The organism is Haliea atlantica, assembly GCF_054779855.1.
Genome location: NZ_BAAGXL010000019.1, coordinates 337847 through 363916 on the forward strand (window position 1 = coordinate 337847; position 26070 = coordinate 363916).

Sequence of the window (26070 nt, forward strand, 5' to 3'; positions counted from 1 at the left end):
AGCTCTCCCCAGCGAGGTGAGACCCCGGCGGGTGGTGGGAACGTCGCGTTGAGCGACGGTGTGATCAAGCGATGATGCGATGCCAGTCCTGGGACAGCGGAGCGAACTCGTAACCCAGGGCACCGAGGCGGTCGCGTTGCTGGCGCAACTGCCGACGATCGACGGTGGCATCCAGTTTCACGACATCACCCAGCGGCCACAGCGCGCCGAACAAGGTGGCATCATCGTCCTGGACTGTCGGCTTGGCCGATGTGCCAGGAGCGGTGGTGCCGAACGGCGTGGTGTCGACCAGGGGATGGCTCGACGCCTTGTCGTCCTTCGCGTCGGTGGTTGCCGTCGCGGTGGGGACAGGAGGCTGAGCTTCCTCGTCGATGGGATCGACTTCCTGCGGGCTCAGCCGGTTGGCTTCGTCCGTGCTCAGGGGGTCGATATTCGACAGGGTCATCCCGCCCAGATGGGCGCGAATCTCGATGACCATGCGACCGCTGGTGTTGTACGTAGACGGGCGAATTTCGGTGATGACGAAATCGCCCTCGTACTTGCCTTCGCGGTATTGATCCAGCTCGGCGTTCTTGATGACGAACTCACCGATGGAAGTGGCGAGGCGGCCAACATTGAAGTCGCCGTTCCTGCCGTGGATGGTTCGGATGGCCAATTGGCCGGAGAGAGTAATCATGGTCAGCTCCTGGTGCTGAATGGTGAGAGAAGGAAGCAAGGCCCCGTCGGGGGCCATGCAGTTCAGAAGGATTTCGCCGAGGCGGTCACGTCTTGGTTTGAATCGACGGTTACGTCGTTGGATGCAGGGGCATCCTCCGCAGCGGCTGATACAGGCTCAGGCGACGTGTCGTCAGTGGCCTTGGGTTCAGCCTTGTAGACGAGCTGACCGTCGACCTTGATCCAACTGACGAACAGCAGTCTCGCCTTCAGGCTGACGCCCTGTTCACCGGCACGCTTCCCCTTGCTGTAGGTGAAGGTGTCGGCCCACAGGTCACCCAGGCGAAAACCGATCAGCACCTTGCGTTCGGCCTCGACGGCCTGTTGGCAACGGCGGATCAGATGCTGGGCCTCGCTACCGGACACACGCACGTCGAAACGGCGGTAATCCGGTGAATCGCTCGGGCCATTCAAGGCAGCAATGTCGCAAGCGAGGAAAGCGTCGCCCTTGCGGGGCTGCACTTCACGAATGCGGTTGAGATAACCCAGACCCGTGATGTGCAGGTCGAAGTAGGAAAGGTCGGATGAAGGGTTCATGGTGAATCTCCTGTCGTGATAAAGGAACGAGCGGAGACACACCCACCCTGTCGGGAGGCATAACCCCCGCGTGGGTTGATGGATCGGATGATCCTGGTAGTGCTTGTGCATCCACCATCCCGAGGGATGGTCGTTCGCGCTGGGGATGCTGGGGCGAACGGGTTGGGTCACGCGGTCGGAACCGCGCCGTAGCCTTGAAGACCGTGGCTACCTGGGCATGTCGCTGATACATCAGCGGAACATGTGGGCAGGGTGGCATTCCAATGTGTCGGATTGCCACCGGGAATCGGAATCCATGTCTTACCCAATTTCTTGGCAAAAATGAGCCCCTTCTCGGGGCTCGGTCGAATGGCTGTCACCAGCCTGTGTAGTTCAAGACCAGGTCTGCGATGACTTGACGGTGCTCCAGATCCAGGCCTCCCAGGTCGGACAGACCATGGACGCCCACCCGTTTGAGCAGCACACCGCCAATGTTGGCGTTGTAGAAGCTGACCATGGCGGCCAGAAAGACCCGCTCACCGGAACTCATCACGCCGATGGCCTGGTCGATGACTTCCAGGTTGGGGCACAACTCCCACTTGTCCTCTGCTTGATCGACATGGGCCTTGGTGCCCAAGCCAAACAGCGTCGGACTGAGCAGTTGGACGCCACTCTTCCACGCCCGGAAGAAAGCCTCGGGGGCTTGCGAGAAGTGGTGTTCATTGATGGCAATCTGTTCCAGCATTGCCTGATTGTTCATCGTATGCATGTTCGTTGCTCCTGATGACCGAGAATCATGGCTGGGGCCGCTGTGTCCATGCGCCGGTTTGTAAGGCATGGCTGGCAGCCTCGTGAGAAGGGAAATATTCGACGGACTCGCGGGAAACGGGGCCGCCTTCGGTGCCGTTGTCAAAGGTGCCGAGGTAGTAACCGGTGGCACTGTGCAGTACCTGAAGCGGCAGGCGCTTACCGGTGTAGTTCAGTGCCAGGGCACCGGCCTCTGTGACTGGCTTGTCGATGAGGTTTTGAATGGACATGGAACTCTCCCTACGTTGATGAAAGGCTTGGTGGGAAGCGCCACATCCCAACGGGGCATGGGGATTCCCGTAGATGGATGAAGCATCGTCGCCCGGTTGGGGCGATCGTCCGCGAGGCGATGCGGAGCGGACTGGATCGGTCGTCCTGGCATACCAGGATGCAGCCTTGAGGACCGGAGCTGCCTGGGCATGGTGCTGACCGGAATCAGCGACGCATGGGGTAAGGTTCCGGTGTTTCAGAGGTGTCGGCGACGGGAAAACCGCAATGGAAAGCACCCTGTTTTTCAGGGTAAGTGGCGGGTAGTGCAGCAAGGGAAAAATAGCCGAAGGTCCTTGCCTTCGGCGCGGAAGAAACTACCACCCGTGGGCTGCACAGAGCCGGGTCGTGGGTGGAACCTGGCGCTGTTTAAGCATGCACACCCGGCCCGTGTCGTGGCTGGGGCCGGTATCCTCTGGCACACATCCGCGCACAAAGGGAGCCCGTTGTTTCGCCGGCGGGCACCGGCACCGAATACGGCTGACCCCGTAGGGTTTCCTGACGGTTCGTATGATCGGCATGGCCTGCCACAAACCGTCAGGAAACCCTACGCGAGCAGCGAATACTGATGATGGGGTGAATCCGTAGATGCCGGAATCGATGAACAAAGACCTTCTCGCCGACGGCCAGAATGGCCGGGCGCGCACACCGTGACAGAAGGTAGGGCGTGCTGGGGCACCACGCGGGGTGCGGGTGTTCGTGCGATTTCAGGTTTTGGCCCTGCGGCCGCGTGCACGGGATTTTCCCTGCTTGAGCGGCTGGGCACCCTTGCACTCCGGATACCGAGAACAGGCCCAGAACGCCCCGTGCTTGCCACGTCGTTGTCGCGTGACGGCACCGCATAGCGGACAGGCAGGTCCTTCCGGTTGGCTGATCGCCAGGGACGCGCCCCGGTACTGCTGCACCAGTTGTGCCACCCAGGCGGATTGCTTGTCGATAAAGCCATCCAGCGTCATCTGGCCCGATGCGATCCGATCCAAGGCCTGTTCCCAGATCGCGGTGGTGCCCGGATTGGCAATCGCGCCAGGCACGGCGTCGATCAACGTAAAGGCTGCCTCGGTAGCCCGAATCGCTTTGCCCTTGCGAGCGATGAAACCACGTGTCAGCAGGCCATTGATGATACCGGCGCGGGTCGCTTCGGTGCCGATGCCGGTGGTCTCCTTCAGTGTCTGTTTGAGCCGTGGGTCGGTCACCAGCTTGGCCACACCCTTCATGGCCTTGATCAGTTCACCCTGGGTGTAGGGCCGGGGCGGCTTGGTCTTGAGTGCCTTCAACTCGACCTGTTCCAGTGTGCACACAGTGCCGGTTTCAAGCGACGGCAGTTGCTGGCTCTGAATATCCTTCTGTTCCTCGTCCTGCTCGTGGCGGGGCATCGCCCGGTGCCATCCGGGTTGGATCACCTGTTTGCCCACGGCGTGAAGTGACTGACTGGCCGCCGTGAGTTGGGCCTCGGTGCGGTCGAATTCATGGTGCGGCAGGAACTGTGCCAGGTAGTGCGCCCGGATCAGCGCGTACACCGCCCGTTCCTTCTCCGACATGGCCGAGAGCTTTGTGGGCTCCAATGTGGGAATGATGCCGTGGTGTGCCGTCACCTTACTGTCGTTCCAGACACGCGAGCGCTGTGACCTGTCGAGCCGCTCGATCAATGGTCGCAGACTGGGATCGGTGGTCAGCAGCGCGTCGAGCACGGTTGGCACTTCGGGCAGCATGCTCTCAGGCAGGTAGCCGGAGTCACTGCGAGGATAGGTCGTCGCCTTGTGGGTCTCGTAGAGCGACTGAGCGATATTCAGCGTTTCCTGCACGTCAAACCCAAGCTGCCGGGAGCAGACTTCCTGCAGGGTGCCCAGATCGAATGGCAGTGGCGGCGCTTCACGCATGCGCTCCGTATTCACGTGGATCACGGTGGCGTCACGGGTCTGGCGTAGTGCAGCGGCAGCATGTTGTGCCACGGTTTCCTGCAGGCAGCGACCGGCGTCGTCCGTACTGCCATCTGGGGGTGCCCAGTTGGCCTTGAAGGATTGACCGTCGTGGCCAAGCATCACCTCGATGTCCCAATAGGGCATGGCCACGAAACTCGCTATCGCCCGATCACGATCCACCACCAGTTTCAGCGTAGGCGTTTGTACCCGACCGACCGAGAGCACACCACCATAACCGGACTGCTGGCCCAGCAGGGTGAACAGACGACTCAGGTTCATACCGATCAACCAGTCTGCCCGTGAACGTGCCAGTGCCGAGTGGTACAGGGGCAAGGTCTCCGCTCCCGGTTTGAGGGCATCCAACGCCTTGCGGATGGACGCATCATTCAGTGCCGACAGCCAGAGCCGGTGGATTGGCCCACGGTAGCCGCACAGGTCGAGGATCTCGCGGGCGATCATCTCGCCTTCGCGATCGGCGTCGGTGGCGATCACCAGTTCGCTCGCCTGGCCGATGAGTCGCTTGACGATCTGGAACTGCGCCTGGGTCGAGGCTTTGACCTCGTTGCGCCAGCGCTCGGGAATAATGGGCAACTGTTCTATTGACCAGCGCTTGTATTGCTCACCATAGGCTTCCGGCGGTGCGGTTTCGAGCAGGTGGCCGATGCACCAGGTCACCGTGATGCCTGATCCAGTAAAGCATCCGTTACCGCGTTGCTGGGCACCCAACACACGGGCGATGTCCTTGCCCTGCGAAGGCTTCTCGCACAGATAGACCCGCACGCTGTTCCTCCTCGGGTGTCATGGGTTGGCCCAGTGATCAAATAGGTGACAGCATGACGGCTGGTGAATGGCTTGGCTGCACATAACCCGTTATGGCTGAATTCCGGATTTATGATCCGACATGCGGGGTGGGATGAGTGGACCTCGATGGACCTCGGTGGCGCTATACCAATGGTATAGCCATCGCTGGCGCAAAATGAGCGGCTGAGGGTTGGTGCAGCCGCTCACGGCCCTGCTTACTCATCAGCCGGTGATTCAGCGGATGGCTCCCTGGGTACCAGAGTCACTTGCTTGATGCGATAGGGCAGGATGCCGATGCGACGTGCCTCGATCTTGAAGGTCACGCGTTCGTTCTCCTCGGCGTCCTCCCATTCGTCACGCACCGTCCGGCCTTCCACCAGCACGCGCATGCCCTTCTGGTACAACGTCTGCCAGTGTTCGGCATCACGGTGCCACAGCTCCACCGGCGCCCAGAAGCCACCGCGATCCTCGAATCCCTCCTTGGCCGGAATGGGGTTGTCGAAATAGACGTTCAGTCGCAGCAGCCGACGGGGTTCATCATTGCCGTTGTTGAAAGCCCGGTATTCTGGCGCAGAGCCGATATTGCCCTCGCCGTAGAAGTGCGTACTCATGAGTGTGACTCCGTAGTGATGGCGTGTCCCTGGGTCCGCCGCTGATAGGCCGCTTCGGCCTGTCTCATCTTCCCGGCACAGTCCAGGGCCTGGCGGGCAATGCTGTGGGTGAGGCTGATCTGCATGTTCAGCGCGATGCGCTGCAGCTCCATGGCGTAGAGATCGTCGATCAGTGCGTCGTGGGTCGAAGGCGAGGCGATGAGTTGCTCCCACAAGGAGACACCCATGGAGGATCGGTCGAGGTTGCGCCAGCGCAAAAAGGTCGTCCCTGCGCCAGTGGTTTGCTGGGCCAGTTGCACATCGAGCAGATTGAACGGTGAGCGACGTGCCTGGGGCAGGACGTGTTGCAACGCCAGGGCGATCATCTCGTCGCGCAGCCCGATACATTGGTTGGCCCAGTCCTCCAGACTCCCCTTACCTTTAAAGGGTTTTAAAAGGCCTTTTAGGTAGGCCGCGTGTGTCAGACGCTGGAAGTCTGGCTGTTCCAGCGGTGCAAAGTGTCGCGGTGGCTGAGCGAGGTGGCCAGTGGTCATGCTTGCGCCTCCTCGTCGGGAGATTCGCTGCCCTCGACCTCACTGTCATCCCCGGTCGCGTCGGCTGGCGCAGTGTCAGTGGTGTCTTTCTGACTGGAACTGTTTTGTGACGATCGGCGATTGATGGGGGGTGCAAATCGGGAGCGGCGGGTGCCTTCGAGGACGTCCTGGGGCAGTTCGCCGAACTTCTCCCGCGCCGCTCGCGCCGCCGCATTGTTGGCTGCATAGTCGTCCCGGCAGGTGCCGGAATAGCGGTACTGCTGGGCCAGCGAAAACAGGCTGCGCAGGGCATGGGCTCCATCGTTGAGCCAGCGTTCCAGGGTACTGCGGTCGATCAGGGCGGTGTGATGCGCCAGAATCAGACGGCGGGCCAAGGTGTCGTAATCGGCCAGCAGATAGACCGCCATGAAGCCGAGCTGGGCATTGACGAACAGGGGTAGCTTGATGGGCTGGACGTTGAGGTTATCGCCGAGACTCAGTGCTGCCGGTACATCCGCCAAGGCCTGGTCTACTTGTTCACGCAGGGCCTGAAGCTGGGACCGGGCTCCTTCGATCTTGTCCTCGATCCGCAGCATCCACCAGTCCGAGTAGGGGTCGTCCTGTTCGGCACCGCGCTTGAGCTTGTTCATGATCGACAGGAAGGCGTTCAAACCGATGATGCCCGGCTTGCCTTCCGAGGCGGCGCGGCCATGCCAGATGCGGGAGGCATGGTGAGTGTGCAGCGTCAGCGCCATCGCGCTGCGCAGCGATCCGAGGTTCAGTTGCAGAGATTCGTTGGCCATGTGAGCGACTCGCTGTGAAGAATCGAATCGCCAGCATCGACAAAGCGCGGAAGGCAGTCAGTAAAGAATTCGCACTGGTAGCCTTCCTGTTTATGGGCTTGTTTCAGGTTTGTAGACGTTGGTGGCCTTCCATAGCCCTATACCACTGGTATAAGTCCATCAAGCATTGCGGAACATGGCGTGAAGACGGGCGATATGGGCTTTCACTTGTTCCGGGTCCGCAGCTTGGAAGGGGCGATCAACCTTGGCATCCACTTTGGGTGGTGGTGTCGCCAATGCATCCGCCTTCGAAGGGGTGACACCGGCCCAGGCGCGAAACTCTCCCCGGATGGCTCGCTGAATGATGCCGAACAGATAATTGGCTGGCTTCTTGATGTAATCGTCGCAGCAGCGCACATCCCACTCATCGATCACTGCCTGTTGCAGTTCCTTGTCGACCTTCCTTAGCGAGAGCAAGGCACCGGCCTTCTGTTCATCATCGAGGCGTTCAAATCGAGGTGGCAAGTCCAAATAATTCAATTCGCGCAGTACAGTACGTACTTTATTATTTTTAATACTTTTATTACGTACTGTACTGTCAGATTTCCGATTCGGAAGAATGCCGTCAGATGGGGCTTTGCGCCCTGATTCCAAATTGGAAAATGGGGCGTCGTAATGTCGTAGAAGGGCCTCGGCGCTCTCTACGGTTTTGGGGTTATCCACAGACTCAAGATCGTGAGCATTGGCGTCCCAGTTCTGCCCGGCCAGACGTTGCACCATGACCTGCAGGCGAGACGGCAGCGTTCGCGCACTGACCATAGGGTCTTCGGTGATTTCCTTGAGCGTATGAACGCCGACGACCCGCACGGCTTTGGCCGAGTGCGTCAATGCCTGGCTGACCAGTCCCAGATATTCGGTGTCGAGCTGCATGGCCTCAAAGGGGGACAGCGGTTCGTCGTGGAGCACATAGAGGTTGCCCTGGATACGTCCGGAGCGGGCGTCCCGCCGTCGCCGCACCAGGCTGAGCCAGCGGGTCAATCGTAACTGGGTCAGCGCCCTGGCCACGGTTTCGTGGGAGGCTTTGGCCGTGCATGGCATTGACGCCAGGTAGGGTCGCAGGCGCTCGTAAGTGGGAAAAGCCGTCACGCCATCGTCGTTCAACAGCAGACGGAACACCTGCCAGGCATTACGTTCCAGTGGTGTCAGGCGGCGATCGAGGAACAGCGCGCGGGGGACGCTCTCGTGGCGATTGCCGCTGAACAGGAAGCCATCCTGTGGGGTAGTGTCTTCTGCCGCAGGTTGCAGTCGTTGGGTGGCTTGATCAAGGAGTGCCGTCAGTGAAACGGGGCCTCCGGGACGGCGGGGATCATCGGTGACCATGGCCTACACCAGGCCCTGATCGATCCATCCCTGGATGGTTGACCACAACACCGAAGCTGGCAGGTCGAGGGCTTCGGCCAGATCCAGTGTCAGTTCGAGCATTGAAAGGGAATCGTCGAGCGCGATGCCACGGGTTTTGAATTCGGGTTCCCACCGTCGCCATAGCTCGGTGTCCTGCTCTTCGCTCAATCCGGGATGACGCCCCCTGCGTTTGGGCAGATCGAGCATGTCCCGTCGCAACGCGACTTCCTGGTGGGTCAGCCCGTAGAACTTGCTCACCATCTCGGTACTGGCGCCCAGGCGCAGCATGCGATCGACGGCGGCGATTTCCTTCTCGACATCCGCCACCTGGCGCAACAATCGCTGCAGCACGTCGCGGTTCACGGTTACCGAGCACCAGGGCACGGTGGCATTGATGAGCACGCTGACCAGCGCGGGGTGCTTCAGAGCACTCAATTCCTGCTCGCCGAATCCCATCGCCTTGCAGCGGCGCAATTGCCCGTTGCGCAGGTCGTGCAGTGCCTGCGCGATCACTGCCTGATTGAGTGGGTGCGGTACCGACATGCTGCCTCCCGAGCCCTATGAAGCACCGGGCGTGGTGTTGTTCGCCCCGGTGTCCGATTCAAGGTCCACCAGGCGGCGAGATAACCGCAACAGGCGATACAGCTTGACCAAGGCGTTATCACTCAGGCGCGACACCTGACTATTTCCGCCATGGCGTCCTTGCAGCAACGGCCCCAAATGATCCAGCAGCCGTAAGTTGTCGAGTTCATCGAGGGACTGGCTCGTGGATTGGTATCCCGTGCTGAGTGCATGAAGCAGCGTGAGCACAGCGCGACCGATCATCGGTACCGCGTGGCCGTCGGTGGCGAGTGCACTCATGTCGCAGAGGAAACCGAGGCCCGTGTCCACTGGCTGGATGTGTTCCGCCTGACCTGTCTCGTCGGCGATCTCGCTGGCGAACTGGGCGATATGCACGCGCAGACTGTCCGGCGTATCCAGTCGGGGTTCGATGTACCAGACATCCGTGATGGGGTAGAGTCCGCCCGCCTGCACTGGTATGGACTTCAGCACGTTCGACTCGAAGTCCTCCCATGCCTCGCCGGTTGTATCGGCCATCAGGCGCTGGATGTCCTGCAGCCGATCGGTGGTTGTCGCTGGCGTCACGATGTTTCCCTGGACGCGTTCGTTCCGATTCGATGCCGTGGGATCGGAGTCCTCCGGGGCGTTTGGAGAAGTTGTGGGCTCCTGGCTTGGAATTTCCTCTTCCTGTTGTGGCTCTGATACAGGGACAGAAATCCGTGGTGTGTCGGCCGATGGCGGAGACGTGGGGTGTGCACTTTCCGTGTTGACGGGTGGAGGAAGTGTTTCGACCGACGCTGGAGCGTGCGGGACGGGATCGCGGGTCATGATACGGCGACGGCTTTCGGGCTCGGTGATGTCCAGCGTCAAGGTGTCGTAGTCGACATTCAATAGCTCGGCCATCTGTCCGATGAGTTCGTCCTGTACGCGTCCGACCGAGAAGCCGTCGGCGGTATGGTCGAAGGTGGCCAGCACGTCATGGAACAGTGTGGGAAAGTCGATATCCAGCGACTTGCCTTCGCTGCGGGCATCCCAGACGGTTGCACTGGATTTGCGGAGCGTCGACAGGCGTTCGATCTGCGGGCGACCGAGACCGCCGTAGAGCACGGTGGGAATGGCGGGCAACAGATAGGTGACGGCATCCAGCATGCGGCTGATGTGAGGCTGGGGGACCGGGTAACCATCCGCCGTGAGGCGTCGCGCCAGTTCGGTTTGGCTCAACGTTTCTCCTGACTCGATCTCATACAGCTCTCGGGCTTTCTCTACACCGAGAGCGCGCTCGATGAACGTCAGGCCACCATGCAGCTCGTTCTCGGCCAGGTGGCCGGTCAGGGCGACGATCTCGCCCCGCTCCGGCCAGGGGCGGAACAGGCAAGGAATACGGAAGAAGCGTTCATCCTTCGTTTCCGTCCAGAGCTCTCGCAGAATGGCCAGTCGCGTGTTACCGCCGTTACGGATGATGTAATGCGGTTCGCCGGGCCGACGGGTGATGGCCGGTGGCGAATCGAGCCCGCGTTCCCGGATCGAGTCCTTGATGTCGTCGTATCGGGGGTTGCGGGTGACCCGAGGATTGAGGTCATAGGGTTGGAGCTGATCCAACGTCACCGTCATAGGGGTGTCGGCGATGGGGTCGCTCAATGTCTCGGTCTCTGGGCCGCTGCGTTGGAACGGGTCGACCAGCAACTTGTCGGCCATGTCCTTGGAGGTCAGCTCAGCCATTGTCGTCACCCTGGTCGGTAACAGCGGCTCGCTCCTGTCGCCGCAGGCGTGCGAGGGCATTGCGGGGGGATCGATGGTCGCTGGGTGTTGAGCCCGTGTAGATCGCTGGCAGTCCAGGCTTGGTGAAGCGCAAGTGGCCTCCGGCGGTGCGCGTGACTTCCCAGCCCTCGCTCAGGGCATGTTCGATCAGTGGCTTGAGGCGTTTGAAACCTCGTGTTGACATGGGTAAGCGGTTCATGGGCCAACCCTCCGATGTGCCCCGGCTTGCAACAGGCTGAACGCGGATGCCCAGGCGGGAAACAACTCGCAGGAGAGCGCCTGCATGGTGTCGAAGGCCGCTGGTGTGACACGCCCCTTTGGACGCTGGTATTCCACCCGATGTACCGGGAGGGCCTGGGTCGATGCGCGTGGGTAAGCCTCGATGGCCGGGATGCGGGTATCGAGTACGACGATGCCGGGTTCGGTGGAAAACAGGTCGCGCAACGCCTGCTGGATCAACCGTGCGTTGCTGGAGACCGGATGCACCCGGTTGATGAGCAGTTGCAGTGGCGGCGGGTCGATGCCAAGGCGGCGGTAGGGCGCGATGTCCTGCATCAACTGCAGGGTGCCCCGGCGAAATTCCCGTGCAGCCAGAATCTCTGGCGTGACGGGTGAGAGGGCAAGGTCGGATGCCAGTACCGCCATCTCCAGCAGGACACTGCGTGCCCCTTGGGTATCGATCAGCAGCAGATCATAGTGGGGGCGGAATATAGGCAGTAGGTTGCGCAGCCGCAGTCGACCGTCGGGGGCATGTAGCAACAAGGTATTCAGTTGTCCCTTGTCGTCATTGGACAGGATCAGGTCCAGGCCCTCGATGACGGTGTGCGATATCAGGCGGGTACGTTCCTGCTCATTGAAGGCCAGCAGTTCATAGATGCCACCTGGCGCTCTTGATTGCAGTGCGAAATAGCTGGACAGGGTGGGCTGCACGTCCAGGTCGAGCAACAGAACCCGCAGCCCCGCATCGGCCGCAATGCCACCCAGATTGGCTGCCGTGGTGGTCTTGCCCACGCCGCCCTTGGTCGAAATGATGGATATCACCTGCATGGATTTCCTCCCCGTTTGGTCCGAAAAGGAAACTTCAGGTGCGTTCGTTGAGCCGGTCTTCGATCCACTGGTCGATTTCGGCAGCGTCCCAGCCCACGGCACGCACCCCCAGGCGAATCGCCTTGGGAAACTGACCCGCTTTCATCAGGTTGTAGATGTGCGCGCGCTTGAAGCCGGTCTTGGCCTCGACTTCGGCGCGGCGCAGGATGCGGCGTTCGACCGGTTGAGTAGGAAGAGATTGAGCAGTCATATCGAGCACTCCTGGACGCTCTTTAGCGTGTTGAGGAACATGCTCGCCATTTCATGCCTGAGCGCTGTGCATTGCACTGCAATTGCAGCCGCCGGAACTGCAATTGCAGTCAGTAGGGTTCGGTATCGATGTGCTGCCTGGCAGCCTTGAACTTCGACCACAGCGTGCGTTCGCTGAGTCCTGGACGACCGGGGTAGTAAGCCAGCAAGGCACTGATTATGGAATCTGTGGTTTTAAAAGATGAATAGTTCTTGCCGCTGGGGGATTGGCCCAGCAGCAACGTCAACAAACCGCCGACGATGTTGAGGTAGGTGGCTTCGCTTCGGGATGAAATCTCGCGTTCGTCCGATTTTTGGCTTTTGGCGCTTTTTCGTAGCAGGCGGCATTGATCCTTAAGGCGCTGTAGGCTTTGTTCCATCTCGGCATTTCTCAGCTTCAGCGCTTCACGGTCGACCAGCAGAATCTGAACGGTCTCGGAACTGATGGCCAGGTGCGCTTGCCGTTCTATGTCGTCGAAAAGAAACTCGGGTTTTTGATCGGGATAGAAGCGGGTCATCCAGGCTTTGAGATCGACATGGCGAATGGTCAGCTCAGGGTTGTCGAGAAGCGTAGGGTCGCCGCAGGTAATGCCGGATTTCCCATAGGGCAAGTCTCCATTTCTGAGGCCATCGAAGATGCGCTCGATGTTCAAAGTCAGCGTCGGCCATCTCGAAAACGGTCCTTCGCCCAATGCATATACTCCAGTGAACTCATGAAGAATTCGGGTTTCATATTGCATCAAGTCACTCCATCGAATCGCCGCCTCGATGGGTCGATAGAAGACTTTTGCATGCTGAGAGTCGTTGTTCTTTTCCATGATTCGTTCCAGACATCTGGCCCTCCTGGTAAAGTGTCAACAATTTCCCAGCCAAGTAGGTGCTTCACGAGTCGGCTACTTGGAGGTTGACGCAACGATGGACAGGTTAGCGCTGATGACGAGATGGCAGCATTGCTCAATATGGAGCGCTATATACCCCCATAGAAGAAGCTGCCCTCCACACGTGTAGACATGCCCATGCTGGTCGAGTGTCGAGTGACATGGCATGCCAGTAAAGACATCCGGCGTCAGCGTCTGAATTTTTGGGGCCAGAAATCGCTATCAAGACATTTCAGGTCTGGACAATGACAAAGCCTAGTCTCGTGTGGGCTGCTTGGTGTATTTGCAAGGCTGCACGCTCAAAGCTGCATTGCCTCGGTGCTGAAATGGACTGTATATGCAGGTGCCATCTCAGGAAAATGTCTGGGGGTACTGATACCTTTCGGGTCTGGCTGACTGCAAAAAAAGAATCACTACAGGTGAGAGCCCTATAACCCAATACGGGCAACACGTTGCATGAAATTGTTCAGTTGATCCGATGGCTCGGTATCGGGTCGAAGTAAATAAGTGGTCATCACATGAGAGTGGCCGGCAAGTGGCCTGATGATGATGTCTGTGTGGTGCGACGATTCGATACGCGCCGCGCTGGAAAAACCGATACCGTAACCAGCAGCAACCAACGTCAACATGAGATCATGCGTGGAGACCCTTTCGGCCACGGTGATGGGGGAATCGATCGAGGCGAGCAGGCTTTCCAACTGTCGACTGCACCCTTCACAAAACTCGGGATGACAGAGGACCAAGGGGTGCTTCACGACCTCGTCGAGTGGAACATGCTTGTGAGCCAGTAATGGGTGTCGTTTGGGGATGGCGATGACCAGCGGTTCTTTCCAGGCCACCTCGGCAATCAGGCCATCGTCAACGTCGTTGGAGAACGCAAAGCCGGCGTCATAGAGATCGTGTCTCAGTCCTCTTTGGTGTTGGGCCAGGGGTATCTCGAACAACCTGATTTCGACATCAGGTTCTTCTTCCCTGCACAGGGCGAGCAGCGGAGTCAGGCGACTGCGTGCAATGCCATCAGAAAGTGCGATACGCAAGGTGCCTCGAAAGCCGGTGGCGGCCGCTTTGACATTTGCCTTGGCTTGATCGATGCATAGCAGGGTGCGGCGGGCATCTTCCAGAAAGACTTCACCTGCCCAGGTCAGGCGTGTGCCGCGAGACGTACGTTCCAGTAATGTCGCTTCGAGTTCGGTTTCAAGCTGCTTGATAGTGCGTGATAGCGGGGACTGTTCGATGTTCAGACGCTCAGCGGCACGACTGAAATGCAGCTCCTCGGCGACGGCTATGAAGTATCGAAGGTGGCGTAATTCCATGCGCTATGTCCTCGCGATTGACGCCACCGCAGTGCGATTATGGCCCTTACAACTGTCCGCCTCCCGCAAGGGCGTCGCTTCGAATGTAATCTGCAAGCCAATCGATGTATGATTAGCTTAATTAAGTCAGAGCAACATTATCACAAAATGAACAGTTTTGCTGCGCTTGCAGATCCTACCCGCCGCCAGATCATCGAGGCCTTGGCGCAGGGTCCCTTGTCGTCGGGTGAGATTGCCGGGAGGTTCGAGATCAGTGCTCCGGCAATCTCTCAACACCTGAAGGCGCTTCGCGTTGCCAGGCTGGTACGGGTTCGCGTGGAAGCGCAATGGCGCATCTATGAACTGGATAAGGATGGGGTCGACAATCTGGTTGCTTGGGTCAACGAGCTCAAATGCCGAGTGGATGATCTCGAAGTGAAGGGGGCGTCGTCACACTGACGGTGGAGCCAGAGGGTTTCCGTTGTAGACGGTTGGTGGGGGGTACGTGTTACAATTGCGTGGATTAAGAAGCTGTTGTGGGATGGGTCCCACGCACCTTCTCCGGTTAACTGAACTTCGGTCTGCCATGACCCGTACCGCTTCGATCAACATTGCTCAGTGGTGGCGCTTCCAGTAGGAAGCGGCACGTCGTTGCGGCCTCGCACCGCACCTTGCCGCCGTACCGGTAGGCAGGGTTCAGCAGATGGCTCTCCGGCACGGCGGCTCCAAGAACTCAGGAGATTGCCCGATGCTAGCGAGACAACATATGCAGCACAGACCTCCGCATGGAGGAATTAGACCTGTGTCCCTGCGTTCTCCCCACCCTTACTGTCGTCCTCAGCCAGTGGCTGACGAAAGATGTGCTTTGGGCGCTTCAAGAGCTCGTGCCATCGTACCGGGCCTTGGAGGCAGGTCTCGGAATGGGGTGGAAACTTCCCATTTTCTACTGCAATCTCCAGACATTGTGTATATATCTGTGTATATAGAATCGACTGCATTGAAAAATAATTCTTTAAAATCAGGAGGTTGTCGTGTCTAAAATCCTGATGATCGACAACTACGATTCCTTTACCTGGAACGTGGTTCAGTACCTCGGCGAGCTCGGTGCGGATGTGACCGTGGTGCGCAATGACGAGATCGCCGTCGATGACATCGAGCGCCTGTCCCCGGAGCGTATCGTCATCTCTCCGGGCCCCTGCACGCCCAACGAGGCGGGCATTTCCATGGAAACCATCCGCCGCTATGCCGGCAAGCTGCCGATCCTGGGTATCTGCCTGGGGCACCAGAGTATCGGCCAGGTTTTTGGTGGCAAGGTAGTTCGCGCCGGCCAGGTGATGCACGGCAAGACCTCGCTGATTCACCACCGTGGCCAGGGCGTGTTCAGCGGGCTGAGCCAGCCCTTCGAGGCGACTCGCTACCACAGTCTGGTGGTGGAGAAGAGCAGCCTGCCCGCCTGCCTGGAGGTCACCGCCTGGACCGAAACGGACGGCGGTGAGCTGGATGAGATCATGGGGCTGCGCCATCGCGAGCTGGCAGTGGAGGGGGTGCAGTTTCATCCGGAGTCCATTCTGACTGCCCACGGGCACGATCTGCTGCGCAACTTCCTGGAACAATAGGAGCATATATGGAGATGCAAGAGGCACTGGCGCGGCTGGTGGAGCGGCGGGATCTGAGTCGCGAGGAGATGGCCGGCGTCATGCGCACGGTGATGTCCGGGGGCGCGGGGGATGCCCAGATCGGGGCCCTGCTGGTGGCCCTGCGCATGAAGGGTGAAACCGCCGAAGAGATCGCCGGCGCCGCCCAGGTGATGCGCGAGCTGGCCATTCCGGTCAGGGTCGAGGGCGACCACCTGGTGGATCTGGTGGGTACCGGTGGCGATGGCGCCAACCTGTTCAATGTCTCCACCGCCGCCACTTTCGTGGTCGCCGCAGCGGGCGCCCGGGTCGCCAAGCACGGCAACCGCTCGGTATCCAGCACCTCGGGCAGCTCGGACCTGCTGGCCAACCTGGGAGTGCCCCTGGACCTGAGTCCCGAGCAGGTGGCCCGTGCCATCGACTCGGTTGGCGTGGGTTTCATGTTTGCCCCGGCGCATCATACGGCCATGCGTCACGCTATCGGCCCCCGCCGGGAGCTGGGTATGCGCACGGTGTTCAACATTCTGGGGCCCCTGACCAATCCCGCGGGCGTGAAACGTCAGGTGATCGGGGTCTACGACGAGGCTCTGTGCGAGCCGATCGCGGAAGTGCTCAAGCTGCTGGGGGCGGAGCACGCCCTGGTGGTGCACGGCGACGGTGGCCTGGACGAGATCTCCATCACTGGCAGTACCCGCGTCGCGGAACTGCTGCGTGGAACGGTATCCAGCTACCGGATCAACCCCGAGGATTTCGGCGTGGAGCGCCGGGATTTGCAGGGGCTTGCGGTGGATGGCGCAGAAGCCTCGTCTCGCCTGATCAGGGCGGCCCTCGGCGGTGAAGACGACCCGCTGGCGCGCAAGGCAGCGGACCTGATCGCGTTGAACGCCGGTGCTGCCATTTACGTCAGCGGCCTGGCGGCGACCATTGCCGATGGGGTGGCACTGGCGGAAGACCTGATTGCCACCGGCCAGGCGATGGAGAAACTCAAGGAATTCGTCGACTTCACCCAGCTGATGTCGCGCACCGAGGAAGAGGCATGAGCAGTACCATTCTGCAGCGTATTCTGGGCCGCAAGCGGGAAGAGGTGGCCGAGCGTCGCCGGCGCGAGACTCTGGGTGGCCTGGAGTCTCGCATCAGCGAGCAGTCACCCGTGCGCGGGTTTGCCGCGGCCCTGCAGCGGCGTGCCGGGGCCGGCGAGCCCGCGGTGATTGCCGAGGTCAAGCGTGCTTCCCCCAGCAAGGGGCTGATTCGCGAGGATTTTGACCCAGCGCAGATTGCCGGCAGCTACCAGCGTGGCGGCGCTGCCTGCCTGTCTGTGTTGACGGATGTGGATTTTTTCCAGGGTTCCGATGCCTTTTTGGAGGAGGCCCGGGCGGCCTGCGAACTGCCGGTCCTGCGCAAGGATTTCACGGTTGATCCCTGGCAGGTGGTCGAGGCCCGCGCCATCGGTGCCGACGCCATCCTGCTGATCGTGGCGGCCCTGGACGACGACCAGATGCAGGAACTGGCGGCAACGGCAGCCGAGCATGCGCTGGACGTGCTGGTGGAAGTGCACGATCGCGCCGAACTGGACCGCGCCCTGGAGCTGGCCACGCCGCTGATCGGTATCAACAACCGTGATCTACACAGCTTCGAAACCCGTCTGGAAACCACCCTCGAGCTGCTGCCGCACATCCCCGGGGGGCGCCTGGTGATTACCGAGAGCGGTATCCACAGTGCCGGGGACGTCGCCCGGATGCGCGATGCCGGGGTGTATGGCTACCTGGTCGGAGAGGCCTTCATGCGTGCAGAGGAGCCCGGTGAGCGGCTTCGCGAGCTGTTTTTCTAGCGCGTACCAAACACCACGATGGTCTTGCCGGAGACGGAGATCAGTCCTTCCTCCTCGAGCGCCTTGAGCACCCGTCCCGCCATTTCGCGGCTGCAGCCCACCAGTTTGCCCAGCTCCTGGCGGGTAATGCGGATCTGCATGCCGTCGGGGTGGGTCATGGCATCGGGCTCCTTGCACAGCTCGAGCAGGGTGCGCGCAATGCGCCCGGAGACGTCGACGAAGGCCAGGTCCGAAAGCTTGCGGGTGGTCAGGCGCAGGCGATTGCCGAGCTGCCTGGCAATGGCGAAGAGAATGTCGGGAAACTGGCTGCGGATCTGGTGAAAACGCTCGTAGGAGACCTCGGCGACTTCGCAGCGGCTGCGGGCCACCACCATGGCGGTGCGTACATTGTCACAGTCGCCGAACAGGCCCATTTCCCCGAAGAAATCCCCCGGGTTAAGGTAACTGACCACCATCATGTGATCGCTGTCCGCCTCGTCTTGCACCATCACGGAGACCGACCCTTCCAGGATCAGGTAGAGGCAGTCGCTCTTCGCCCCCTGCTGGAGGATGGTGTGACGGGCGGGGTACTGCCGCCGCGCACAGTGGCGCAGGAAGCTCTCCACCTGCGGGATGGTCTGGGTCACCTGGGGTTTCAGCACACAGCAGTCTCCGTTCCGCTGTAAGGTCAGCTCAGCATGGTACTGCACATCATTCGCAAGTAAAACAAATGTGCAGGCTTGTGCTAAGCTTCGCGCCCCTTTTCCAGAGAGGCCGAGGCGGGCATGCAAGCGACAGTGAAGTGGGTTGATGGAGCCATGTTCCTGGGCGAATCCGGGAGCGGGCACAGTGTGGTCATGGATGGCCCGCCGGATCACGGCGGTCGCAATCTCGGCCCGCGGCCGATGGAGATGCTCCTGCTGGGCGTGGGCGGCTGCTCGTCTTTCGATGTCATGAGCATGCTGCAGAAGTCCCGCCAGCAGGTGCTGGACTGTCGCGTGGAAATCGAAGCCGAGCGCGCCGATGCAGTACCCGCGGTATTCACCCGCATCCACCTGCACTTCGTGGTGACCGGCAGGGCGCTCAAGGAGAAGCAGGTGCAGCGTGCGGTGGAGCTGTCCGCCGAGAAGTACTGTTCCGCCTCCATCATGCTGGGTGCCGCCGGCGTGGCCATGAGCCACAGTTTCGAGGTGCAGGAGGCGCCCTGAGCGCTGACTTCGGGACCGGTGTCCCGGATTGGCGAAATTTTGTGCGATCGGCCTTTCCCCTGCGGGGGCACTGGCGTATCATTCTGGCCCCCCATAGACCACGTTTTGCCCTGCGACCCCATGCTGCAGATCGGACCCTATACATTGTCCAACCCCGTGGCGCTGGCGCCGATGGCCGGGGTGACCGATCTGCCCTTTCGGCGCCTCTGCGCGCGCCTGGGTGCGGGGCTGGTGGTCTCGGAGATGGTCACCAGCAACCCCGACCTCCGCGACAGCAACAAGACCCGCCAGCGCCTGCGGCACGACGGGGAGGTATGGCCGCGATCGGTGCAGATCGCCGGCAGCGACCCGCAGCAGATGGCGGAGGCCGCCCGCTACAATGCGGCGCTCGGTGCCGAGATCATCGATATCAATATGGGCTGCCCGGCGAAGAAGGTCTGTCGCAAGGCCGCCGGGTCCGCCCTGCTGGCCGACGAGGCGCTGGTGCGCGACATCCTGGAGGCCACGGTGGCCGCTGTGGATATCCCGGTCACCCTGAAGATTCGCACCGGCCCCAGCCCCGAGCAGCGCAATGGCGTCAGCATCGCCCGTATCGCCGAGGATGCGGGTATCGCGGCCCTCGCCGTGCACGGTCGTACCCGCGCCTGCGCGTTCAAGGGCGAGGTGGAATACGACACCATTGCGGCGATCGTCGAGGCGGTGGATATTCCGGTTCTTGCCAATGGCGAGATTGACTCGCCGCAGCGGGCGGCGGCGGTCCTGGCGCACACCGGGGCAGCGGGGGTGATGATCGGTCGGGCTGCCCAGGGGCGCCCCTGGCTGTGTGGTCAGGTTGCCGCCTATCTGGCGACCGGCCATCTCCCCGCGGACCCGTCGCTCCCGCAGCAGTTTGCTCTGCTGCGGGAGCACACCCTCGGCCTGCACGCCTTCTACGGGGACTTCATGGGCCTGCGCATCGCGCGCAAGCACGTTGGCTGGTATCTCCAGCAACACGGGCAGCTGGCCCCCTGGCGCCGGGCCTTCAATGCCCTGGAGTGTGCCAGCGAACAACTACAATGGATCGACCGCCTCGCGGCCGACCTCACAGAACGAGAGGACAAAGCAGCATGAACCAGGCCGATACCCTGGCCAGCCTTGCCCCGATGGCTGAATCCGCCAATGATGCCGGTGAGGGAGGGGCCCTCTACGACGCCGTTACCCGGGCCGTGCGCACCTACCTGGCTGAGCTCGACGGGCAGATGACAACGGATTTTTACCAATTGGTGCTGGCCCAGGTCGAGGCCCCCCTGTTGCGGGAGGTCATGGCCTACACCCGCCAGAACCAGACCCGCGCCTCGCAGATGCTCGGCCTCAACCGCGGCACCCTGCGCAAGAAACTCAAGCAATACGACCTCCTGACCGACAAACGCTGAAAGGTAGCCCCACTCCATGAGCGACCCCCAACTCGTCCCCGTCACCCGCGCGCTGATCAGCGTGTCCGACAAATCCGGCATCGTCGATTTTGCCCGCGGCCTGTCAGAACACGGTGTGGAGCTGCTTTCCACCGGCGGCACCTACCGCCTGCTGCGCGACGAGGGCCTCGCCGTGACCGAGGTCTCCGACTACACCGGCTTTCCGGAAATGATGGACGGCCGGGTGAAGACCCTGCATCCGAAGGTCCACGGCGGCATTCTCGCCCGGCGGGGGCAGGATGATGCGGTGATGGCCGAGCACGACATTCGGGGCATCGACATGGTGGTGGTCAATCTCTACCCCTTCGAGGCGACGGTGGCCAAGCCTGACTGCAGCCTCGAGGATGCCATCGAAAATATCGATATCGGCGGTCCGACCATGGTGCGGGCCGCGGCGAAGAACCATCGCTGGGTGAACATTGTGGTCAATGCCAGCGATTACGCCGGTATCCTCGAAGAAATGCGCGCCAACCAGGGGGGCACCCGTCTGGCGACCCGCTTCGACCTGGCGATCAAGGCCTACGAGCACACCGCGGCCTACGACGGCGCCATCGCCAATTATTTCGGTCGCCAGGTACCCGGCGGCTCGGAAAGCTTTCCGCGCACCTTCAACACCCAGTTCCACAAGGTGCAGGAGATGCGTTACGGCGAGAACCCCCACCAGCAGGCGGCCTTCTATGTCGAGGCGAGGCCGGCGGAGGCGGGCATTGCCACGGCCACGCAGCTGCAGGGCAAGGAGCTGTCCTACAACAATGTCGCCGACACCGACGCCGCCCTGGAGTGCGTGAAAAACTTCGAGGTTCCGGCTTGCGTGATCGTCAAGCACGCCAACCCCTGCGGTGTGGCGGTGGCGGCGAGTATCCGCGAGGCCTATGAGCTGGCCTTTGCCACCGATCCCGAGTCCGCCTTTGGCGGTATCATCGCCTTCAACCGCGAACTGGATGCGCAGACGGCAAAAGCCATTGTCGATCGGCAATTCGTGGAGGTCATCATCGCGCCGAGCGTGAGCGCGGAGGCCCGGGCCGCGGTTGCCGAGAAGAAGAACGTGCGTTTGCTCGCCTGCGGCGAGTGGGCTGCGCCGGTGCCGGCACTGGATTACAAACGGGTCAATGGCGGTCTGCTGGTACAGGATCGCGATCTGGGCATGGTCGGCCCGGACGACCTCAAGGTGGTCAGCAAGGTGCAGCCCGATGCGCAGCAACTGCGGGACCTGCTGTTCGCCTGGAAAGTGGCCAAGTTCGTCAAATCGAATGCCATTGTCTACGCCCGCAACGGCCAGACCGTGGGTGTCGGTGCCGGTCAGATGAGCCGGGTGAATTCCGCGCGCATCGCCGCCATCAAGGCGGAGCATGCGGGCCTGGAAGTGCGCGGCTCGGTCATGGCCTCGGATGCTTTCTTCCCCTTCCGCGACGGCATCGACAACGCCGGCCAGGCGGGAATTGCGGCGGTGATCCAGCCGGGTGGCTCGATCCGCGACGAGGAAGTGATCGCCGCTGCCGATGAACACGGCATGGCCATGGTCTTTACCGGCATGCGCCATTTCCGCCACTGAGTTCCCGGAGTCAGCAGATGAAAGTACTTGTTATCGGCAGTGGTGGCCGCGAGCACGCCCTGGCCTGGAAGGCCAGTCAGGCCAGCCAGGTGGAGACCGTCTTTGTGGCGCCGGGCAATGCCGGCACCGCGCGCGAGCCGGGGCTGGAGAATGTGGCCATCGATGTAATGGATTTCGCCGGGCTGGCAGATTTCGCCGAGCGCGAGGGTGTGGCCCTGACCATCGTGGGCCCCGAGGCGCCGCTGGTAGACGGCATTGTCGATTTTTTCGAGGAGCGCGGACTGCGCTGCTTCGGGCCCTCGAAGGGGGCCGCCCAGCTGGAGGGTTCCAAGGCCTTCACCAAGGATTTCCTGGCCCGCCACCGCATTCCCACGGGCGCCTACGCCAACTTCACCGAGGTGGAGCCGGCCCTGGCCTACCTGCGCGAGCAGGGCGCGCCGATCGTGGTCAAGGCGGACGGCCTGGCCGCGGGCAAGGGCGTGATCGTGGCGGAAACGCTGGAGCAGGCGGAGGCCGCCGTGGTCGACATGCTGTCGGGCAACGCCTTTGGTGACGCCGGTTGCCGGGTGGTGATCGAGGAGTTTCTCGAGGGCGAGGAAGCCAGTTTTATTGTCATGGTGGACGGCGGCCACGTGCTGCCGATGGCCACCAGCCAGGACCACAAGCGCATCGGCGAGGGCGACGTTGGCCCCAACACGGGTGGCATGGGCGCCTACTCGCCGGCCCCGGTGGTGGACGAGGCGGTGCACCAGCGCATCATGGACGAGGTGATTCTGCCCACGGTGCAGGGCATGGCCGCGGAGGGGAATGCCTACACCGGCTTTCTCTACGCCGGGCTGATGATCAGCCCCGAGGGTGAGCCGAAGGTGATCGAGTACAACTGTCGCTTTGGTGATCCCGAGACCCAGCCCATCATGCTGCGTCTGCAGTCCGACCTGGTCGGGCTGTGCAACGCCGCCCTGGATGGCGCCCTGGATACCGCCATTGCCAAGTGGGACCCGCGCCCGGCGCTCGGCGTGGTACTGGCGGCCCAGGGTTACCCCGGCAGTTACCACAAGGGCACGCCGATCTCGGGCCTGGATGCGCCGCAAGCGGAGACGGTCAAGGTCTTCCACGCCGGAACAGCGGAGAAGGACGGCGCTGTAGTCACCAGCGGCGGGCGCGTGCTCTGTGTGACCGCCCTCGGGGACGACATCGAGGCGGCCCAGCGCCACGCCTACGAGGCGGTGGCGAAGATCCAGTGGGACGGCATGACCCTGCGCCACGATATTGGCTGGCGTGCAGTGGCTCGCTATCATTGAGGTAGCGGGTCACGGCGGTTTTCGCCGGCCCGGTTGAGGTAGCGAGGTAACAGCATGGGTCTGACGCGACAACTCAATCCCCTCGATCGCCTGCTCGGCGAGGCGGACACGGTACTGCGTACCCTGAGTCGTCGCGCCCAGGCCCCCTCCCGTCCCTCCCCGGCCGAGGGGCACAGCGACGGCGATCTGTCTCCGGCCCAGCGCCGCCATGTGGCGGGCCTGATGCGGGTCAATCACACCGGCGAAGTCTGCGCCCAGGCCCTCTACCAGGGCCAGGCACTGACGGCGAAGCTGGCCGAAGTGCGCGAGGAGATGCGCCAGGCCGCACGGGAGGAAGGGGATCACCTGGCCTGGTGCGCGGAGCGCCTCCGGGAGCTGGACAGTCACCCCAGCCTCCTCAATCCCGCCTGGTATGGCGTTTCCTTCCTGCTGGGTGCTACCGCCGGTGCGGTGGGTGACAAATGGAGCCTGGGCTTCGTGGCAGCCACCGAGGAGCGAGTCTGCCGGCACCTGCGCGATCACCTGCGCCAGTTGCCCGACGACGACCGCAAGTCACAGCTGATTCTGCAGCAGATGCTGGAGGATGAGGAGCGCCATGGCCAGAACGCCCTGGATGCCGGCGGTGCCGATTTCCCGCAGCCGGTGAAGGATGTGATGAGTGCCGTGGCCCGGGTGATGACCCGCAGCAGCTACCACATCTAGGGCTTGTCGCCCCGCAGGCAGACCCAGCCCTCTTTCTCTCCGGCAACCGCCAGTGTCAGCGCGGGACGGTAGTGGGCAATCAGTGCCTCGGCCTGGGTGTCCAGCAGGCCGGACAAGAGCAGGGTGCCCCCCGGCTTGAGCAGGCCCAGCAGCTCCTCTGAGAGCGCCGCCAGCGGCCCCGCCAGAATGTTTGCCACCACCACATCGGCCCGTCCCCGCCACGCGCCAATAGCGCCATCTCCCGGCAGGACTACAGTGAAGTCATCGCTGGCGACGCCATTGCGGGCCGCATTGTCGCGGCTGGCATCCAGGGCCTGTGGGTCGTTGTCCACGCCCAGTGCCTGCCGGGCACCCAGCTTGAGGGCGGCGACGGCGAGGATGCCGGAGCCACAGCCGTAATCGACGATGTCCGCACCCGCGAGGTCCAGGCTGTCCAGTTCGGTCAGGCACAGGGCGGTGGTGGGATGGGTGCCGGTGCCAAAGGCCAGGCCGGGATCGAGCAACAGGTTGACCGCTTGCGGTTCCGGCGGCTCCAGCCAGCTGGGGCAGACCCAGAGGCGGCGGCCGAAGCGCATCGGCTGGTAGTGGCGAATCCACTCCCGCTCCCAATCCTTGTCCTCGAGAATTTCCACCCGCTGGTTGCAGCCGGCGAGCAGGGCCTCCGGTAGCCTCTTGCGCACGGCATGCATGTCGGTGTCGGCGGGAAACAGTCCCGTGAGCCGGGTCTGGCGCCAGAGTGGCGTTTCCCCGACGCCCGGCTCGAGCACCAGTTCATCGGCGTTGTCTTCCAGGGTAACCGCCACCGCCCCGGCTTCCAGCAGGGCGTCTTCCAGGGTGGTGGCGTGTTCCGGATCGGTGTCCAGGCGCAGTTGCAGCCAGGTCACGCGCCTTCGTCCAGGAGGCTTTCCAGGTAGTGGATGCTCACTCCCCCTTCGGCGAAGGCACCATCGCGCACCAGGTCCCGGTGCAGGGCCGTGTTGGTGCGAATGCCCTCGATCACCAGTTCGTCCAGTGCCGAGCGCATGCGCGCCAGGGCGCTCTGGCGGGTTTCGCCGTAGCTGATTACCTTGGCAATCAGGGAGTCGTAAAACGGCGGTACGGTGTAACCGTCGTAGAGGTGGGAGTCCACCCGGATGCCCGGGCCGCCCGGACAGTGGAAGTGGGTCACCTTGCCGGGGGAGGGCATGAAGCTGCGCGGATCTTCGGCGTTGATACGACACTCGAAGGCGTGCCCCCGGAAGCGCACCTCTTCCTGGCGGATGCCCAGGGCTTCGCCGCTGGCAATGCGCAACTGCTCCTTGACGATGTCGACGCCGGTAATCATCTCGGTGACCGGGTGCTCCACCTGGACGCGAGTATTCATCTCGATGAAGTAGAACTCACCGTCTTCGTAGAGAAACTCGAAGGTGCCCGCGCCGCGGTAGCCGATTTCCAGGCAGGCGTTGACGCAGGCGGCAGCGACTTCGCGGCGCTTGTCATCCGGGATGCCCGGGGCCGGTGCCTCCTCCAGCACTTTCTGGTGGCGGCGCTGCAGGGAGCAGTCGCGATCGCCCAGGTGAATCGCCTGGCCCTGGCCATCCGCCAGCACCTGGATTTCCACGTGGCGGGGTTTCTGCAGGTATTTCTCCAGGTAGACCACGCCGGAGCCGAAGGCCGCCGCGGCCTCGGACTGGGTCAGCTGCACCGAGTTGAGCAGAGCTGCCTCATTGTGCACCACGCGCATGCCGCGCCCGCCGCCACCGGCGGCCGCCTTCACAATGACGGGAAAGCCGATGCGCCGGGCGATCGTCAGGGTGCGTTCGGGGTCGTCGTTCAGCGGGCCGTCGGAGCCAGGCACGGTGGGCACCCCGGCTTTCTTCATCGCCTCGATGGCAGAGACCTTGTCCCCCATCAGGCGGATGGTGTCGGCCTTCGGGCCGATGAAAATGAAACCGCTCTTTTCCGCCTGCTCGGCAAAATCGGCGTTTTCCGCCAGAAAGCCGTAGCCGGGGTGAATGGCATCGGCGTCGGTAACTTCCGCGGCGCTGATGATGGCGGGGACGTTCAGGTAACTCGCGCTGGAGGCAGCGGCACCGATGCAGACCGACTCGTCCGCCAGTCGTACGTGCATCAGTTCGCGGTCTGCCTTGGAGTGCACTGCCACCGTATGGATGCCCAGCTCCTTGCAGGCGCGGAGTATGCGCAGGGCGATCTCGCCGCGGTTGGCGATCAGCACCTTGTTCAGCTTGGCCATGTTCTGTTCCTCTGGTCGATACAGCGGT

The 26070-nt window shown here is 62.1% G+C and carries 29 protein-coding genes; 10 read left to right on the forward strand and 19 right to left on the reverse strand.

What is annotated here, in order from left to right:
* Nucleotides 1-64 precede the first annotated feature (64 nt).
* From ACYVGS_RS13320 to ACYVGS_RS13395, 16 genes are all read right to left on the reverse strand, one after another.
* Nucleotides 65-676, reverse strand: coding sequence for a DUF3275 family protein (locus tag ACYVGS_RS13320; RefSeq protein WP_233916888.1), 612 nt, complete (start codon nt 674-676; stop codon nt 65-67).
* Between the two features lie 62 nt (nt 677-738).
* Nucleotides 739-1251: an STY4534 family ICE replication protein gene (locus tag ACYVGS_RS13325; RefSeq protein ID WP_233916889.1), complete on the reverse strand. Its 513-nt coding sequence runs from the start codon at nt 1249-1251 to the stop codon at nt 739-741.
* 355 nt (nt 1252-1606) lie between these two features.
* Complete coding sequence (locus ACYVGS_RS13330) at nt 1607-1999, reverse strand: hypothetical protein (RefSeq protein ID WP_460589149.1); 393 nt, start codon at nt 1997-1999, stop codon at nt 1607-1609.
* 25 nt (nt 2000-2024) lie between these two features.
* Nucleotides 2025-2267: a hypothetical protein gene (locus tag ACYVGS_RS13335; protein ID WP_233916891.1), complete on the reverse strand. Its 243-nt coding sequence runs from the start codon at nt 2265-2267 to the stop codon at nt 2025-2027.
* 744 nt (nt 2268-3011) lie between these two features.
* The gene (locus ACYVGS_RS13340) at nt 3012-5003 is read right to left on the reverse strand and encodes a DNA topoisomerase 3 (protein WP_233916892.1); all 1992 of its coding nucleotides are present in this window, start codon (nt 5001-5003) and stop codon (nt 3012-3014) included.
* Between the two features lie 236 nt (nt 5004-5239).
* On the reverse strand, nt 5240-5635 hold the full coding sequence (locus ACYVGS_RS13345; protein WP_233916893.1) for a single-stranded DNA-binding protein: 396 nt from the start codon (nt 5633-5635) through the stop codon (nt 5240-5242).
* Nucleotides 5632-6168: a DUF3158 family protein gene (locus ACYVGS_RS13350; RefSeq protein WP_233916894.1), complete on the reverse strand. Its 537-nt coding sequence runs from the start codon at nt 6166-6168 to the stop codon at nt 5632-5634. Before ACYVGS_RS13350 ends, ACYVGS_RS13345 begins: the two co-directional genes overlap by 4 nt.
* Entirely contained in the window at nt 6165-6950 is a 786-nt protein-coding gene (locus ACYVGS_RS13355) for a PFL_4669 family integrating conjugative element protein (protein WP_233916895.1), read from the reverse strand. The genes ACYVGS_RS13350 and ACYVGS_RS13355 overlap by 4 nt, the downstream gene beginning before the upstream one ends.
* Nucleotides 6951-7109: 159 nt before the next feature.
* Complete coding sequence (locus ACYVGS_RS13360) at nt 7110-8309, reverse strand: STY4528 family pathogenicity island replication protein (protein ID WP_063140617.1); 1200 nt, start codon at nt 8307-8309, stop codon at nt 7110-7112.
* 3 nt (nt 8310-8312) lie between these two features.
* On the reverse strand, nt 8313-8873 hold the full coding sequence (locus ACYVGS_RS13365; protein WP_008930011.1) for a DUF2857 domain-containing protein: 561 nt from the start codon (nt 8871-8873) through the stop codon (nt 8313-8315).
* 15 nt (nt 8874-8888) lie between these two features.
* Nucleotides 8889-10610, reverse strand: coding sequence for a ParB family protein (locus ACYVGS_RS13370; protein WP_063140618.1), 1722 nt, complete (start codon nt 10608-10610; stop codon nt 8889-8891).
* On the reverse strand, nt 10603-10833 hold the full coding sequence (locus ACYVGS_RS13375) for a hypothetical protein (RefSeq protein ID WP_008930013.1): 231 nt from the start codon (nt 10831-10833) through the stop codon (nt 10603-10605). Before ACYVGS_RS13375 ends, ACYVGS_RS13370 begins: the two co-directional genes overlap by 8 nt.
* 11 nt (nt 10834-10844) lie before the next feature.
* Complete coding sequence (locus ACYVGS_RS13380) at nt 10845-11696, reverse strand: ParA family protein (protein WP_008930014.1); 852 nt, start codon at nt 11694-11696, stop codon at nt 10845-10847.
* A gap of 34 nt (nt 11697-11730) precedes the next feature.
* A complete protein-coding gene (locus ACYVGS_RS13385) occupies nt 11731-11946 on the reverse strand; it encodes an AlpA family transcriptional regulator (protein WP_008930015.1) in 216 nt (71 codons plus the stop codon).
* Between the two features lie 109 nt (nt 11947-12055).
* Nucleotides 12056-12802, reverse strand: coding sequence for a hypothetical protein (locus tag ACYVGS_RS13390; protein WP_008930016.1), 747 nt, complete (start codon nt 12800-12802; stop codon nt 12056-12058).
* A gap of 488 nt (nt 12803-13290) precedes the next feature.
* Nucleotides 13291-14175 carry a LysR family transcriptional regulator gene (locus ACYVGS_RS13395; RefSeq protein ID WP_008930017.1) on the reverse strand — a complete coding sequence of 295 codons (885 nt, stop codon included), beginning with the start codon at nt 14173-14175 and terminating at the stop codon, nt 13291-13293.
* 108 nt (nt 14176-14283) lie between these two features.
* On the opposite strand from ACYVGS_RS13395, the gene ACYVGS_RS13400 reads away from it, so the two are divergent.
* The 4 genes from ACYVGS_RS13400 (at nt 14284) to trpC (ending at nt 17616) form a co-directional block, all read left to right on the forward strand.
* Nucleotides 14284-14613 carry an ArsR/SmtB family transcription factor gene (locus tag ACYVGS_RS13400; protein WP_008930018.1) on the forward strand — a complete coding sequence of 110 codons (330 nt, stop codon included), beginning with the start codon at nt 14284-14286 and terminating at the stop codon, nt 14611-14613.
* A gap of 587 nt (nt 14614-15200) precedes the next feature.
* Nucleotides 15201-15770 carry an anthranilate synthase component II gene (locus ACYVGS_RS13405; protein WP_460589263.1) on the forward strand — a complete coding sequence of 190 codons (570 nt, stop codon included), beginning with the start codon at nt 15201-15203 and terminating at the stop codon, nt 15768-15770.
* Between the two features lie 8 nt (nt 15771-15778).
* Nucleotides 15779-16828: an anthranilate phosphoribosyltransferase gene (gene trpD / locus ACYVGS_RS13410; RefSeq protein WP_460589150.1), complete on the forward strand. Its 1050-nt coding sequence runs from the start codon at nt 15779-15781 to the stop codon at nt 16826-16828.
* Nucleotides 16825-17616, forward strand: a complete 792-nt coding sequence (trpC, locus tag ACYVGS_RS13415; RefSeq protein WP_460589152.1) for an indole-3-glycerol phosphate synthase TrpC — start codon at nt 16825-16827, stop codon at nt 17614-17616. Before trpD ends, trpC begins: the two co-directional genes overlap by 4 nt.
* Here the strand turns inward: trpC and crp are convergent.
* Nucleotides 17613-18257, reverse strand: coding sequence for a Crp/Fnr family transcriptional regulator (crp, locus tag ACYVGS_RS13420; RefSeq protein ID WP_460589153.1), 645 nt, complete (start codon nt 18255-18257; stop codon nt 17613-17615). The genes trpC and crp overlap by 4 nt on opposite strands.
* A 123-nt stretch (nt 18258-18380) precedes the next feature.
* Here crp and ACYVGS_RS13425 point away from each other — a divergent pair, with 123 nt between their 5' ends.
* From ACYVGS_RS13425 to coq7, 6 genes are all read left to right on the forward strand, one after another.
* A complete protein-coding gene (locus ACYVGS_RS13425) occupies nt 18381-18803 on the forward strand; it encodes an OsmC family protein (protein WP_460589154.1) in 423 nt (140 codons plus the stop codon).
* A 120-nt stretch (nt 18804-18923) separates the two neighbouring features.
* Nucleotides 18924-19913 carry a tRNA dihydrouridine synthase gene (gene dusB / locus ACYVGS_RS13430; RefSeq protein ID WP_460589155.1) on the forward strand — a complete coding sequence of 330 codons (990 nt, stop codon included), beginning with the start codon at nt 18924-18926 and terminating at the stop codon, nt 19911-19913.
* Nucleotides 19910-20215 (forward strand): DNA-binding transcriptional regulator Fis, encoded by a 306-nt coding sequence (gene fis, locus ACYVGS_RS13435; protein WP_460589156.1) that lies wholly within the window; start codon nt 19910-19912, stop codon nt 20213-20215. Before dusB ends, fis begins: the two co-directional genes overlap by 4 nt.
* A 16-nt stretch (nt 20216-20231) precedes the next feature.
* Nucleotides 20232-21806 carry a bifunctional phosphoribosylaminoimidazolecarboxamide formyltransferase/inosine monophosphate cyclohydrolase gene (gene purH / locus ACYVGS_RS13440; protein WP_460589157.1) on the forward strand — a complete coding sequence of 525 codons (1575 nt, stop codon included), beginning with the start codon at nt 20232-20234 and terminating at the stop codon, nt 21804-21806.
* Nucleotides 21807-21823: 17 nt separating this feature from the next.
* Nucleotides 21824-23107, forward strand: a complete 1284-nt coding sequence (gene purD / locus ACYVGS_RS13445) for a phosphoribosylamine--glycine ligase (RefSeq protein WP_460589158.1) — start codon at nt 21824-21826, stop codon at nt 23105-23107.
* 54 nt (nt 23108-23161) lie between these two features.
* Nucleotides 23162-23809, forward strand: a complete 648-nt coding sequence (coq7, locus tag ACYVGS_RS13450; protein WP_460589159.1) for a 3-demethoxyubiquinol 3-hydroxylase — start codon at nt 23162-23164, stop codon at nt 23807-23809.
* Here the strand turns inward: coq7 and prmA are convergent.
* Nucleotides 23806-24693, reverse strand: coding sequence for a 50S ribosomal protein L11 methyltransferase (prmA, locus tag ACYVGS_RS13455; protein ID WP_460589160.1), 888 nt, complete (start codon nt 24691-24693; stop codon nt 23806-23808). The genes coq7 and prmA overlap by 4 nt on opposite strands.
* Nucleotides 24690-26042 (reverse strand): acetyl-CoA carboxylase biotin carboxylase subunit, encoded by a 1353-nt coding sequence (gene accC, locus ACYVGS_RS13460; RefSeq protein ID WP_460589161.1) that lies wholly within the window; start codon nt 26040-26042, stop codon nt 24690-24692. The genes prmA and accC overlap by 4 nt, the downstream gene beginning before the upstream one ends.
* Between the last annotated feature and the right edge of the window lie 28 nt (nt 26043-26070).

What these genes read in the sequence shown, in the direction of transcription:
- ACYVGS_RS13320 (WP_233916888.1), bottom strand. Translation starts at nt 676, where the DNA reads ATGATTACTCTCTCCGGCCAATTGGCCATCCGAACCATCCACGGCAGG.
- ACYVGS_RS13325 (WP_233916889.1), bottom strand. Translation starts at nt 1,251, where the DNA reads ATGAACCCTTCATCCGACCTTTCCTACTTCGACCTGCACATCACGGGT.
- ACYVGS_RS13330 (WP_460589149.1), bottom strand. Translation starts at nt 1,999, where the DNA reads ATGCATACGATGAACAATCAGGCAATGCTGGAACAGATTGCCATCAAT.
- ACYVGS_RS13335 (WP_233916891.1), bottom strand. Translation starts at nt 2,267, where the DNA reads ATGTCCATTCAAAACCTCATCGACAAGCCAGTCACAGAGGCCGGTGCC.
- ACYVGS_RS13345 (WP_233916893.1), bottom strand. Translation starts at nt 5,635, where the DNA reads ATGAGTACGCACTTCTACGGCGAGGGCAATATCGGCTCTGCGCCAGAA.
- ACYVGS_RS13350 (WP_233916894.1), bottom strand. Translation starts at nt 6,168, where the DNA reads ATGACCACTGGCCACCTCGCTCAGCCACCGCGACACTTTGCACCGCTG.
- ACYVGS_RS13355 (WP_233916895.1), bottom strand. Translation starts at nt 6,950, where the DNA reads ATGGCCAACGAATCTCTGCAACTGAACCTCGGATCGCTGCGCAGCGCG.
- ACYVGS_RS13360 (WP_063140617.1), bottom strand. Translation starts at nt 8,309, where the DNA reads ATGGTCACCGATGATCCCCGCCGTCCCGGAGGCCCCGTTTCACTGACG.
- ACYVGS_RS13365 (WP_008930011.1), bottom strand. Translation starts at nt 8,873, where the DNA reads ATGTCGGTACCGCACCCACTCAATCAGGCAGTGATCGCGCAGGCACTG.
- ACYVGS_RS13370 (WP_063140618.1), bottom strand. Translation starts at nt 10,610, where the DNA reads ATGGCTGAGCTGACCTCCAAGGACATGGCCGACAAGTTGCTGGTCGAC.
- ACYVGS_RS13375 (WP_008930013.1), bottom strand. Translation starts at nt 10,833, where the DNA reads ATGTCAACACGAGGTTTCAAACGCCTCAAGCCACTGATCGAACATGCC.
- ACYVGS_RS13380 (WP_008930014.1), bottom strand. Translation starts at nt 11,696, where the DNA reads ATGCAGGTGATATCCATCATTTCGACCAAGGGCGGCGTGGGCAAGACC.
- ACYVGS_RS13385 (WP_008930015.1), bottom strand. Translation starts at nt 11,946, where the DNA reads ATGACTGCTCAATCTCTTCCTACTCAACCGGTCGAACGCCGCATCCTG.
- ACYVGS_RS13390 (WP_008930016.1), bottom strand. Translation starts at nt 12,802, where the DNA reads ATGGAAAAGAACAACGACTCTCAGCATGCAAAAGTCTTCTATCGACCC.
- ACYVGS_RS13395 (WP_008930017.1), bottom strand. Translation starts at nt 14,175, where the DNA reads ATGGAATTACGCCACCTTCGATACTTCATAGCCGTCGCCGAGGAGCTG.
- ACYVGS_RS13400 (WP_008930018.1), top strand. Translation starts at nt 14,284, where the DNA reads ATGATTAGCTTAATTAAGTCAGAGCAACATTATCACAAAATGAACAGT.
- ACYVGS_RS13405 (WP_460589263.1), top strand. Translation starts at nt 15,201, where the DNA reads ATGATCGACAACTACGATTCCTTTACCTGGAACGTGGTTCAGTACCTC.
- trpD (WP_460589150.1), top strand. Translation starts at nt 15,779, where the DNA reads ATGGAGATGCAAGAGGCACTGGCGCGGCTGGTGGAGCGGCGGGATCTG.
- trpC (WP_460589152.1), top strand. Translation starts at nt 16,825, where the DNA reads ATGAGCAGTACCATTCTGCAGCGTATTCTGGGCCGCAAGCGGGAAGAG.
- ACYVGS_RS13425 (WP_460589154.1), top strand. Translation starts at nt 18,381, where the DNA reads ATGCAAGCGACAGTGAAGTGGGTTGATGGAGCCATGTTCCTGGGCGAA.
- dusB (WP_460589155.1), top strand. Translation starts at nt 18,924, where the DNA reads ATGCTGCAGATCGGACCCTATACATTGTCCAACCCCGTGGCGCTGGCG.
- fis (WP_460589156.1), top strand. Translation starts at nt 19,910, where the DNA reads ATGAACCAGGCCGATACCCTGGCCAGCCTTGCCCCGATGGCTGAATCC.
- purH (WP_460589157.1), top strand. Translation starts at nt 20,232, where the DNA reads ATGAGCGACCCCCAACTCGTCCCCGTCACCCGCGCGCTGATCAGCGTG.
- purD (WP_460589158.1), top strand. Translation starts at nt 21,824, where the DNA reads ATGAAAGTACTTGTTATCGGCAGTGGTGGCCGCGAGCACGCCCTGGCC.
- coq7 (WP_460589159.1), top strand. Translation starts at nt 23,162, where the DNA reads ATGGGTCTGACGCGACAACTCAATCCCCTCGATCGCCTGCTCGGCGAG.
- accC (WP_460589161.1), bottom strand. Translation starts at nt 26,042, where the DNA reads ATGGCCAAGCTGAACAAGGTGCTGATCGCCAACCGCGGCGAGATCGCC.